The sequence below is a fragment of the Planctopirus limnophila DSM 3776 genome (genome assembly GCF_000092105.1).
GTDB classification, from domain to species: domain Bacteria; phylum Planctomycetota; class Planctomycetia; order Planctomycetales; family Planctomycetaceae; genus Planctopirus; species Planctopirus limnophila.
The window spans coordinates 4,938,946-4,951,683 of the sequence record NC_014148.1; the positions used below are offsets into that span (position 1 = coordinate 4,938,946).

General features: G+C 53.8%; 7 protein-coding genes. 4 read left to right on the forward strand and 3 right to left on the reverse strand.

All coding sequences use genetic code 11. The annotated features are described in order from the left end of the window. Positions 1–94 precede the first annotated feature (94 nt). Positions 95–1,519: a leucine-rich repeat domain-containing protein gene (locus tag PLIM_RS19770; protein ID WP_013112086.1), complete on the reverse strand. Its 1,425-nt coding sequence runs from the start codon at positions 1,517–1,519 to the stop codon at positions 95–97. A gap of 354 nt (positions 1,520–1,873) precedes the next feature. Between PLIM_RS19770 and PLIM_RS19775 the strand changes: the two genes are divergently transcribed. Beyond that, entirely contained in the window at positions 1,874–2,470 is a 597-nt protein-coding gene (locus PLIM_RS19775; protein WP_013112087.1) for a phospholipid scramblase-related protein, read from the forward strand. Positions 2,471–2,776: 306 nt separating this feature from the next. After that, positions 2,777–2,902: a hypothetical protein gene (locus PLIM_RS24900; RefSeq protein ID WP_261340082.1), complete on the forward strand. Its 126-nt coding sequence runs from the start codon at positions 2,777–2,779 to the stop codon at positions 2,900–2,902. Between the two features lie 270 nt (positions 2,903–3,172). On the opposite strand, the gene PLIM_RS19780 is transcribed toward PLIM_RS24900, so the two are convergent. Further along, positions 3,173–7,861 carry a right-handed parallel beta-helix repeat-containing protein gene (locus PLIM_RS19780; RefSeq protein ID WP_013112089.1) on the reverse strand — a complete coding sequence of 1,563 codons (4,689 nt, stop codon included), beginning with the start codon at positions 7,859–7,861 and terminating at the stop codon, positions 3,173–3,175. A gap of 375 nt (positions 7,862–8,236) precedes the next feature. Next, positions 8,237–9,709 (reverse strand): endo-1,4-beta-xylanase, encoded by a 1,473-nt coding sequence (locus PLIM_RS19785; RefSeq protein ID WP_013112090.1) that lies wholly within the window; start codon positions 9,707–9,709, stop codon positions 8,237–8,239. Between the two features lie 349 nt (positions 9,710–10,058). Here PLIM_RS19785 and PLIM_RS19790 point away from each other — a divergent pair, with 349 nt between their 5' ends. Next, entirely contained in the window at positions 10,059–10,973 is a 915-nt protein-coding gene (locus PLIM_RS19790) for a phosphoribosylaminoimidazolesuccinocarboxamide synthase (RefSeq protein ID WP_013112091.1), read from the forward strand. A 96-nt stretch (positions 10,974–11,069) separates the two neighbouring features. After that, positions 11,070–12,521, forward strand: coding sequence for a sensor histidine kinase (locus PLIM_RS19795; protein WP_013112092.1), 1,452 nt, complete (start codon positions 11,070–11,072; stop codon positions 12,519–12,521). The last annotated feature ends 217 nt before the right edge of the window (positions 12,522–12,738 follow it).

Below are 12,738 nucleotides of genomic sequence, written 5' to 3' on the forward strand. Positions count from 1 at the left end.
AATTTCTCGTTAGGGATCTGTCAAGAGACGACAAGCCCTGCTGGTCTGTCAGCAAGGCTTGCCGTGGAATCCATCGTTTACTTTTTGACTTGAACTAGGGGCCTACAATCTGCAGCCCGGGAATCGCAGCCCTCAACTCGTCCAGACCCCCACCACTCAGCATGATGCAGTTATTGACAGAGAGCTTCTTGAGTTTCTTCAGAGCAGCCAGTTCTTTCAACGTCGCATCGGTCACTTCTGTCTGCGATAAATTCAATTCGGTTAACTCACCGAACCCTGCAATCGTTTTAGCGGCGGCATCAGTAATGCGGGTCTGCTCCAGATTCAACGCCTTGAGCTTCTTTAAATCTCGAATCGATTCAATCCCTGCATCCGACGTCGTTGTGGCCCACAGGCTCAAATCTTCCAATGAGGTCAGCCCCGCCAAATTCTTCACACCATCATCACCAAAAATCCCCTCTGTGAGATCAAGCTCCACCAGATTCTTAAGCCCACTCACAGCCTCGAGCCCGGGGTCGGTACACAACGTATCCCGCAGGAGCAGCCGGCGCATCTTGGGCATGTTCTTCACCACCGCCAGGCCATCGTTTTTGATGCGCGTGCGGCGAACATGCAGCTCTTCCAGATTGGTCAATCCACCCAGCTTGATCAGCCCTTCGCTGGTCAGTCTCGTATCATCCAGTTCCAGGATGCGGAGCGTCTTCGTATCAGCCAACTGGCTCAGACCGGCATCCGTAAAGTTCTCGCCCCACACATTGAGCTTCTGCAGGTTCGGGAGTTTGGCAATCAGCGGGAGCGATGCATCGGTTACACGAGTCGCCTGCAGGCGCAGATCGCGCAGTTGAGACAGTCCGGCCAGCGACTTCATTCCTTCATCCGTCACATTCGTAAATCGCAAGTCGAGTGCTCGCAATTTGGCCAGCTTCGAGAGATGTGCCAGAGCCGGGTCGAGAATGTTTGTTCTTCTGAGATACAGCACTTCCAGGTTGGGAAAACTCGCCAGCACCTCAGCCCCGGTATCTGTCAGTTGTGTGTTCTCCAACCCCAGCACGACCAGATTGGTCAACGGCTTCAGCAGCAACACACCTTTGTCGGTAATCTTCGGGCCTTCGAGCCGCAATTCGGTCAGATGAGTCAACTTGGCGACGAGAGCCAGATCGTCATCTCCAATCGAAGTTTCTGCAGCCGTCTCTCCTTCACCAGCGACCTTCGTTCCCTTGACTGTGAAATCAGCCTTGATGACATGTCCGTTAGCGTCCACCGTCAATAGACCACTTCTGGCACGCAACTGTTCAATCAATTTGGGATCATCAGGTGGCGCTGCCTGTTCGCTGGTTGCGGAAGTCGATGTTGGTGCCGATGGCGGAGCACTGGGACAGCCCGACAATGTCGCCATCGTCAGCAGCAGCGAAGCCCCGGCCAACAATTTCGTATGTGCCAGCCATGTTAGGCTGACCCGTGAAGCAAGTGCGGAAATACGGCAGGCAGTGCGGTTCGAGTCGTCGAGGCGGCAAATCATTTGGATAACAATCCCTGCGAAAGCGGTAGGTTGAGTCAATTACCCATCAGGGAAAGTTTACCCGAACTTCCAGCCTCTCGCGCCTCTCCTCAGCAAGGAATTCACCGCTGGGAAATCATTTTCCATTTGCAGGAAAGTCCATCCACCCTGCGATCAAGGGATTGAAGATATCTGGCAGGAAGTTTGTTCCTGTTGGAAAGAGACCAGGCTCTGGCGTCACTCTGCGAATTCCTGATGAACATCTGGCTGGCCAGTTCGACAGATGGTTATGATCTTCGTGGCTCGCCCCGACTTGATGGATCCTCCAAAACTCACTGAAGTCTTCTCGAAACCTCACGGATCAAAGGTTGTTTCATGTCGATTCTCGACCGCTCCACATTTTTCATCAAAGAGCATGTGGGCATGATGAAACTTGTCGATCGCTACGATATTCACGATCCCGACACCAACGAAAAAATTGGCTTCGTCGAAGAACAGCCGGGGCAGCTTGTGACTTACCTCAGGCTGCTGGTGAATAAACAGCTCATGCCTACGACGATTGTCGTGAGTGATCTTACAGACAACAGCGTGCTCTTTATCATTCACCGTGGGGTGTCGTTGTTCCGCCCTAAAGTGACTGTCAAAAGCCCGCAAGGTGAAATGATTGGTTACTTCCGGGCCAAGCTCTTTTCACTGGGGGGTGGCTTTTTACTCTTCGATGCGAACGATCAGCAGGTCGGCGATGTCAAAGGGGATTGGAAAGGCTGGAATTTCAAACTGCTCAGTACCTCAGGCGAAGAGCTGGGGACTGTCACCAAAAAATGGGCTGGCATGGCCAAGGAAATCTTTACCTCGGCAGATAACTACATCGTCGCACTCAGCCCCACGATTCAATCCAATCGCAGCCTCGCCACCTTACTGCTGGCAGCCGGCCTGGCGATCGATACGGTCTTCAAAGAGAGCAAAAATTAGCCGCTCAACCATCGCTGAATGTCATATGCAAAGTGCCATGTCTCGCGGCTTTGAGCGAGCATGTCTTATGCATTCTTGCCAATGTTGCACATCAGAACGTACTTTGCCCTCCAGCTTGAGCTAGCACAACTTTCGTGGAAAATCAGTGCGCGGTGTTGATTGCGAAATCATGCTTGACCAGAGCTGCTGTCTGTTACACACAACTCTGCATTCATTTTGAGCTGAAGTGTGGTTGGAGACTGCGAGGCTTAAAACGGGGTGGCTGGGGTCAAACGTCTTCGTTTGCCCCCAGTTCATTGGACTCTGATGGTTTTTGACGAACAGCGTGAAAAGTCAAAGATTCATGTGCCGGATGCATTTGCGGTGGGGAACTTTGTTGACCAGGGGGCGGATGAAGACATCCGTCCCCTGCCACCCGGCGAGCATGCCTGATGCGTTCTTGGCTATGTTTTACATTAAAGCCTACTTTGCCCTCCAGCTTGAGCTAGCACAACTTTCGCAGAAATTAAGTGTGTGGTGTTGGTTATTAAAACATGCTTGCCCAGAGCTGCAAGCATGGCACAAAGTGCGCTCTTATTTCATGGAAAGAGTATTACACCGGGTTTGCGACAAGGATCCGAAATCGGATCGCATCCCCAAATGAAACAAGGCCACCGGGAATTCTTCCCGATGGCCTTGTGTTCGATTCAGACTGCCAGTTGATTATGGCGTGAAGGGATCGCCTGGCGAAGCATTGAAGTTTCTGGGGAAACCAGCATTCGGGAAGATCCCATCGTTGGCTGTCGGAGTGAATGCTCCGGCACCATCGAGATTGGTTCCCACCGCTTGCGGAATACCCAGGCTGATAAAGTTGTTGTTCGCATTGATATCGGCTGCTGAACCTTCCATCTGGAAGAGCTGTGCAAACCGTGTGGTGTTCGGTCCCAGCAGGAATTCCGGTGCGTATGTGGCAAATCCAGTCCCTGCGTTGATGCTGTTCCCCGTGTTATTGAAGAACCGCAGATCCATCTGGGCCGTATCATCCAGGAAGATTCGATCCAGAGCTGGACTGCCCGCCGCCGTCGAAGCGGGTTTCGCAATCACGTTGCCAGCCGCATCTGTCTTACGGAAGGATGCCGTGCGGAAGTCGGACTGGCGGTTACCAGTAAAGGTGTTCCCCTGGCCAGAACCGACGGCACCGCCGATATCAGCGACCACGAGCGAATCGGTACTGACGTTGATGAACAAGCCATCGCCATCAACACCACTCTGTCCGTTAAACCGAACGGTGTTGCTGAAGAAGTTAAATGTCGTGACCGCACTGGATGTCACATCCATGTAATTGCTGTAGGACCCAATCGCTGCATTCGCACCAATTGGCAGGTTAGCTGCCGAGTTCCCTGTGGCCCGTGCACCAGCCGATGCCGCAAAGAACGCGGCAGGGTTAAACGGTGTAGCAACAGGTGCTGTCGGTTGTGGCAGATCGACATCGAAGAAGCGGTATCCGTTGACGTTGTTAAAGGCTGCAGTATCTGTTCCGGCATTGCTGTTGAGGAACACACCATGGCGACCACTCCGCTCGATGGTATTGCCATCAAACGTGAAACTGTTCGCGGTATTACCAAAGATGTCGATGTTCACCCCATTCAGGCCGCTATCCTGAATGATGGAGTCTTCGACAACCGCAATCATGATGGATGAGCCTGCCGATTTGCTGTTCGAACCCGTGTTCTGCAGGTTGAGCCCGTTGCCCGCGTTACCGGTAATCAGTGTATTCACCATCTGCAGACCATTGCTGCCGGTGGTATCAAACTCGAATCCATCCCCGCCGTTGTTCTGAATTGTGGTATTCACACCCACAGCACCCACCGAGACAGAGCTTGTGCCACCGCCAACGATGGAAATCCCGTTGCCACCGTTGGGACGACCAACAATTGCGTTTGGCCCCGTGGGCAGTGCACCTGTACCACCAATCAACGTATCGTTCACGTTGAGAATGATCGTATCGCCCTGCAACAGGCCGCTGATACCGTCACCCACGTTGCTTTCGATCACTGTCTGGTTACCGGCGAGCAAGCCATCGCCCACCACGTTAATGTTGGCAATTCCTGTTCCAGTGGCTCCCACAGGATCTACAGAGCCTGCGACAATCGCGATGCCGTCATCGCCATTGCCACGGATTGTCGATTGACCCGTCACCGAGTTGATTTCGGCGAGAATCTGCGAACCGACACCCAACCCATCCAGAGCATTGAACTGGATGCCGTCACCCGTGTTCTGCTGGACCGTGATGTTATCGAATGTCGAGCGAATTGCACCGGCAATATCGCCAAAGCCCGAGGCACTGTCTGTCGTGACCGAGATACCGTTGGCCGTGTTCTGGTTGAAGGTGCTGGTCAGCAGATTCGTCAGGAGGACTGCATCGGCATCACCATTGGTCTCCAGACCGTTCCCCGTGTTCAGGTTGACCTGGGTATTCGAAATGGTGAGGAAGTTCGCCGAGTTCGGGTTGGCAGCCAGGAAGTTCGTCGAAAGTGGCTGGTTAGGATCGGAAGGATCGCTACCCGTGTAGTTGAACCGAATACCGTCATTCCCGTTGTTCGAGAAGGTCGACAACCGGGTGTTCGCAGTATTCGAATCGGTGATCGAAACTTCCATCAGCGAAGCATCGGCACGATTGATCTGCATACCGTTGCCGGCATTGTTCGTCGCGGCCACCTGATCAAAGAAGCCGTTGACTTTGCCATTGATCGTCGAGCCCAGCACGATGCCGTTGGCATTGTTCTGGAGTGTGGATTGGTTCCCCACAGGGAGAGGTGCCACGTTGAAATCAGGATCATCCGGGCTGGCAATTCCCACTGTCAGGAAGGAGTTGTCAGCAGCACTGCCATCCAGACCGTCCCCGGTATTCTGGCTGCTGGTGAGATTGTTGAACTGAGCCGTCACAATCGAGTTTTGTGTGAGTGCGAGATTTACACCATCGCCAGTGTTACCACCCAGGATGGCATTACCAGTAATGTCTCGATTGCTCTCGAAATTCATCCGGCCATCATCGCTACCCTGAATCGCAATCCCTGCGACTGTGTTCTGGATGGCAATATTGTCGAACGACGAAACCTGCATGATCGGCGCACCGGCGTCGCCGTCGGTCGCATACAGGAAGCCGTTCTGGTTGGCTGAAGCGTTGTTCCCAGTCACGATGATCGGATTCGCCAGCGTTCCCACGGTGGCAGTGCCATCCTGGGTGATCGCGAAGCCATTCGCATTGCCGGAAGCATCGTTGTTGATGACCGTCGCAGCCAGAACTGTCGTCCCGGCAGCTTCCAGCAACATGCCCGAATCTTCGTTCCCTGTGAACTGGTTGCGTGCCACAGTCGGATCAGCAGACCCGATAATCAGGTTGGCAGCACCGTTGAGTCCTTCAAAGTGCAGACCGTTCGAATCGGTACCGACGACACCGTCTGTGTTATTCGCAAACGTGTTGGCGAAGATGTTCGCATCAAGATTCCCGCCGGCAGCTGTGATCTCCAGGGCCAGGCCGTCGCCATTGTTCTGCGAGAAGACGTTATCAGTAATCGCGAAGCCACTGGCTGGATTATTGAAGTTGATGTCGCCGCCATTGGCAGTCAGTACGAAGCCGTCATCTCCGTTACGAGAGGCTCCAATGGTACTGTTTCCAGAGATCACGCCTTGCAGTTGGCCACCACCATTGGACTGCATCTGGAAGCCATCGTCGCCATTGCCAAAGGCAAAGTTGTCCGTCACAGCCACTTCGAGTGGCCCAGAAGTGTCGATGAAGGCACCATCAGCCGTGTTGTTGCGGAATGTGTTCTCAGAGAAGGTGCTGCTGGCTGTTCCAGTCCCTGTCAGATTGTTGAGCAGGACACCGTTCAAACCACCACTGATCGTATTTCGATCAACAACGACATCCTGATTGTTGATACCAGCAATGCCGTTGGTGCCTGGCTGTGCCTGAATATCAAAGCCCGAGATATCAAACCGCACATCACCCGTTGTCAGAGTGACCACATCACCGGGCGTAGTGTTCGTCAGGACTGGCAGTGCCCCGCCTGTGAAGCCGGGCATCTGGAATGTCCCGCCACCCTGGGAAGGATCAATGGCAACTGTGTGGGTCACACTGGTGCTCCACAGCCGCTGGGTGTCACCACCAGCCGCAGGGTTGATCAGTGTGATCCCGGTATTCAGATTAGTGCTTGTACCGTCTGTTCGTGGCGTGACGTAGATGAAGTCCACATCACCTTTGTTAGCCTGCAGAGCGGTGTAGTTCGCCAGACTGCTGAACTGGTCTTCGAACGTACCGTTCCCTGGGCCCGCCAGATTGGGGTTGATGTGCGAGACGAAGTAAGGATTACCATCTTCAGGATCGATGGCAAATTCCTGCGAAACCAGCAGACGTTCCTGCACCGTCACGCGATAGTTACGCATGACAGGATCACGCAGTCTGTCGCGGACACGTTTCTCCCGTGCCCATCGGCTGGGGAAACCATTCGGAATATCAGCAATCACCTGGATTTGAGCATTGGTGCCAAAGGTATGATCGTCAGTGACGGTGACGTTGATCGTGAGATCTTCATTCACACGCTGCTGGAAGCGACCACTCACACCCGTAAAGCTGCCCACATCGGTGTTGGCGTAATAGTACATCCCCACGTAGCCGCTCATGCCGTAGCGACCAAGAATTGGGAATGGCCCACCGATTTCGGTGTCAAAACCCTTGTAGGCACTGTCTACCGAGCGCCCACGATTCAATAGAATAAAGTTATTCTGGAATCCGGCAGCACCCAAAATCTGATTGGAAATTTCTTCATTATCTTCAACAGGCAAATAGCCGTTCACGCGCCAGTCAAGGTAACGGCCAATCGACTCGAAGCTCACGCCAAACTGATTGAAGGCCTCACGATGACCGTTGTCAAAGTCGTACCAGCCAGAAACACCAAAGATGCGATCGAGTTCTGGCACAAACTGCCGATAGCCCACACCGACGTTGGCACCACCTTTACCGCCATTGGTCATCAGACCACGGATGTCAGTAAAGATCAGTGAGTTCTCATCACGGAAGAAGGGCAGGAACCCGCCAACGCTGGTATAGCCTTCGTCGTACCCGTAAAGCTGACCGCCACGAGCATCGACGCGGAAGATGGGATTAAAAATCTCATCCACACTCCGGAAGCCAGGTGGCACCTGATTGCCGGGTGTCCGGGCGACACCATAAGGAGCAGGTTCGGGCAGAGGAGCCGAGAATGTGGCCACCCCCGGAGCTTCTGTGCTGCTAGTCTCGGGTGAGAAATCATCCGAGAGTCGAACCGTTCCGCTCTCCTGCGCCTGGGCTTGTCCGGCAACAGCGCCGCACACTGCCAAACCACACAGGAATCGTTTCGTTAAAACGTTCATCGGCTGCTCCAGCATCCTGCCAGATCGAGTCGTCGTTCATGGCTGCAACACGTGCGATCGACCGGGGAGGCCCCCGGTATCGGGCGTAGCGGTTTTAACGCTATTCGCACTTGTCCTGTTTATTCGGCGTATGCCAGTTGCAAGGTTGAGGGATTGTGCCGTCACTACCGGGCATTTCGTTACATCCCGCAAACTCAACAGGCCTTGAACCTGTGGGAAATGCGCGAAATCGGCAGGAAGCTCTCCAAATGCACATTCTCAGCAAGCCGATGCGACTCTTGCTGCAAAATCTGCGTCTGCGGGACACAGGCAAAAAGTGCCAGTCACACTATCAAGGGAGGCGATCTTTATACGCCTGGCTACCAGAAGCGAGAGCTACGAATTCAAACTCTTCAGCCGCTGAAAAATCTCTTTGGGCTGAGACTTGGCATCCCACAAGCCACCATGTGGCAACGAGTGCGGGGTCGCATCGTTCAGGTGCTTCCACGTCACACCCACGACGGCAGGCTTCGCAATCAATAACTGCATGATCTGAGTCGCCCACTCGGCTTGCTCACTCTCGCTCGGGCCGTTCTTCCACAATCGTGGATCAACTCCGGTCTCGGTGGTGGTTTCGAGATCTGCAATTCCTGCCGATGGGCATGAAAGTGTCACGTGCAAAGGGATCCCTAACCCACCCCACAGATCGATCAGCCTGGAAAAATCGAGCAGATCTCGATGCTGGGTGGCAGCCGGCTGATATCCGACCGCGATCTCCAGGTTGGCACCACTCAGACCCACTCCCGATCGAACGAGGGCATCCACGGTCTGGATGGGTGAGAGTCGATGCTGACCCTTGGCCATATAATCTCCCCATGGCTGATCGACTCGCAGAATCAGTTGGGATTCTTCATCAACCTGCCGGGCAATATCCAGCACTCTGGCAAGAAGTGCCAGTCGCTGATCTTCGGGCAACTTCAATGCTCCACCCGTATTAAATCGAGTCGCGATTTCCCACAGTCTGACCCGGCCCTGGTATCGAAGCATCGCGGTTTCGATAAAATCGCAGATAAAGCTCTGCAGATTGAACGGATCATGTTCCCATGGAGCCAGCCAGCCGGGTAATCCCCCCGGGCCAAAATCGAGCAGCGGCCCGGCACGAACCACCATCTTGCGCGATTCACACCACTCCAACTGCTGATCGGTCAACTCCCACGAATAATCACCTTCCTGGGGTTCGACTTCTTTCCAGTTCAGCCGCAGACAGGCGGAATTGAAAGGACTCGTAATCAACGACCAGTTCTCATGGGGAGCCGCATGCTCGAGCTCGATTCCAAGAATCGCCGGCAAGTGAGGGTACCGCTGCTGGCGACTGGCCAGTGCCTGTCGTGAATATGCCTGGCCCAACTCCTTCGCAGCATCACAGGCGTTCACAATTGCTTGAGAAGCCAGCTCACACATGCGGCCCAGGTCGTCTTCTAACACTGCTTGCCGAAAATGAGCCTGAGCCTGCTTCAGCAGATCATAATAATTGACAGGAATTCGCAGCCCGGATAACTCCCACTGAGATGCCTGATCGCGCAACAGTACGATCTTGCCGCGAGCCAGTTCCAAGGCCAGAACATAAGGTTCCTGCCGTTCCGGTAACGATCCTGTACAAAGCAGCAGACGACCGTGCCCCGGCACAGGCCAGGCAATATGAAACTTACCGCTTTCAGAAGTATTCCTGCGGCACCCAAGCACATTTCCTTCCACTTCCATGCGGGAAGGGAAAATGCGACCATCCGGGCCAGCCAGATAACCGTGGTAGACTTCTGGCCAGTCTTTGAGGATCTCTTCGGAATCAACCACAAACCTCAGGAGCCCCATCAATCATCCTCGCTGGCTGAGTCTCGAATGAGCATTCTCTTTTCGTGAGGCAGAAGTCGGTCAACGGGCCGCTCGCTGTGTTTTCTGCAGTCGATCTCGAAAGTGGCAAAACTTTTCGTGTGGAAATGAATCAACACCTAAAAATTGTTGACCAGTGCTGTTTGAGCCAGATCACTGGCAATTGAAATCCTCGCAACATATTGCGAAAGTCTAGTCCTCACTGGCAGTTGGTTCAAGCTGTGACCATGCTGAAGAGAGAACTCTCACTGGCAGTTCGAACATATTTTCGCTCGGTACTGCCCCCATGTCGTCCATGATCTGATCATCATTCATCGATTAAGCCGGTTGTATGACCAACAATTCCCAGCCTTTCAACTCCCCCTCTCGCCCGGCGGTCACCCAAAGCCATCTCCCTGGCATGACACCCCGCCAGGGCAAGGTTCGAGATGTTTACGACTTTGGCAATCAGCTCCTGTTCGTCGCCACGGATCGCATCAGTGCCTTTGACTGGATCCTCCCCACAGGCATTCCCGATAAAGGAAAACTCCTCACGCAGATGAGTTGCTTCTGGTTCGATCTGCTGAAGGTTCGCCATCATCTGGTCTCCACCAACCCGGCCACATTGCCCTTACCCGCCGGTACAGACCTTTCCTTGCTCGAAGGTCGCAGCCTCGTCGTACAGAAAACCAGAGTCATTCCCATCGAGTGTGTCGTGCGTGGCTATCTGGCCGGAAGTGGCTGGAAGGAATATCGCGCTTCACAGACAATCTGTGGAATTTCACTCCCACCGGGACTTGTCGAATGTGACAAACTCCCCGTGCCAATCTTCACCCCCGCTACGAAAGCCGAAAGTGGCCACGACGAGAACATCTCCTTTGAACAGATGCAGCGGGATATCGATCCACAGCTCGCCGAAAAGCTTCGCGACCTCAGCCTCTCCATCTACCGGCAGGCAGCCGATTACGCCTTGAAAAAGGGAATCGTGCTGGCCGATACCAAATTCGAGTTCGGTCTATTGGGCGAAGAAATCATCCTCATCGATGAAGTCCTCACGCCCGACAGTTCGCGCTTCTGGCCTCTCGATCAATATCGGCCCGGCCATGGCCAGCCTTCGTTCGATAAGCAGTTTGTTCGCGACTGGCTCGAAACCCAGCCGTGGGACAAAAACTCCCCACCTCCTCCACTCCCGGAAGATGTCGTACTCCAAACCAGGGCCAAGTACGTCGAAGCCTACGAACGACTCACAGGAAGCACTTTTTCATGAAGTCAGACACACTCATAAAACAATCCTTTGTTTGTAGATGAGTCTTTGTGAAGGCCTCACCCTGCTCATGCACGGAGTCGGTGGAAAGAACTGCCCATGTCGGCTCAAGATGGCTCATCACCCAGCGTACCAACTCCAGGAACCCGCCCGGATTCCACCAAGGCGCTCTTTAATCCTTTAACTCCGCAGAATCTGGCTCTTCGCGATCAGGAATTCAATTGGGATCTCGCTGCCGAAAGTATCACTGTTCGCATTCGCTGGTTCGGTGTTCTCGTGGGGTTCGTGCTGGTGAACTTCGTGGGCAGTGGTGAGAACCAGTTCATCCTCAATGCCATTCTCACTCTTGGTGCGATCTACGCGATTGTCGACACCTGGTACAGCTTGCGAGGACTGGTCTTTCTCGATGCCGCACCACTACTGATCTCGATGATGGAAGCCGTCTTTATCGGATTGCTCTGTTACTTTGATGAGGGCCTGCTCAGTCCCTTTCGATTTTACTATTTTTTATCACTTTTGGTTTGTGCGCTGCGTCATCCCGCCTGGATGACCTACATCTCACTTCTGTTTCACACAGCCAGCTATGCCGCTTTAACTTTCAGTGTCACCCTCACCAATGAGCGGATGCTGGCGCTGGTGTTTATGCTCGTGCTGATGCTCTGGGTGACATGGGCGACGGTCTCACTTTCCGACCTGTTAATGCGGGCCGGGCGCAGGCTGGCCATGCTTAATGATGTTCTCAGGCAAAACCAGGGCGAACTCGAACAGCGGATTAACGAGCGCACCAGGCAATTGCAGGAATCGCAGGCCATGCTGGTGCAGCACGAAAAACAGGCCGCATTCGGGTTGCTGGCTGCAGGCATCGCCCATGAGGTTGGCAATCCTCTGGCTGCCATCAGTTCGCTTGTGCAACTGCTCAATCGCCGGGATATCGATGCGCACACGCGGGAAAAGCTGCATCTCGTTGACGATCAATTGCGGCGCATTCAGCGAACATTACGCGAACTGGTCGATTTCAGCCGCCCTGCCACGAACGTTGAAACCAATTGCGACATTCACGAAGTCCTGGGGGCCGCTCTCAGTATTGCCAAGTATTACAAACGGAAAAAGGGTAAGCGAATTGTCACGGCTTTTGCCGAGAACATTCCCCGGGTTCGCGCTGTCCGCGATCAACTGGTGCAGGTTTTCCTGAACCTGATTCTTAACGCGCTGGACGCCACAGAAGAAGGGGGCCAGATCCATATTTCGACCTCGATTGCCGACGGCTGGTTGAGGATCGATATCCGCGATGATGGGCATGGGATTGAACCTGCCGCCCGCTCGCGAATTTTTCAGCCTTACTTCACCACCAAATCGACAGGGACTGGCCTGGGGTTGTTCGTTTGCCGGAACATTATCGAACAGCAGTTGTATGGTCGTATTGAACTAACGGCATCCAGTTCATCGGGTTCCACATTCACGGTGTTTCTCACGAGTGACGCCATTCAATCGATTGGCCAGCGACCTGCAGGGATCGAAGTGGGCGAGTTACCAGCAGAAGAGCTTGCATGAAACCACCCCGCAAGCTCTGATACCCACTTCTGTGATAGTTCATGCTGGATGACCAAATGCGTGGCTGGGGTCAAACGTCCTCGTTTGCCCCCAGTTCATTTGACTTTGATTGTTAATGGCAAACATGCTTGAACGTCAGAAAAACATATTAAGGATGCATTTGTGCTGGCAGCGCCATGGAACTGGGGGCGGATGAAGACATCCGACCCCAGCCACC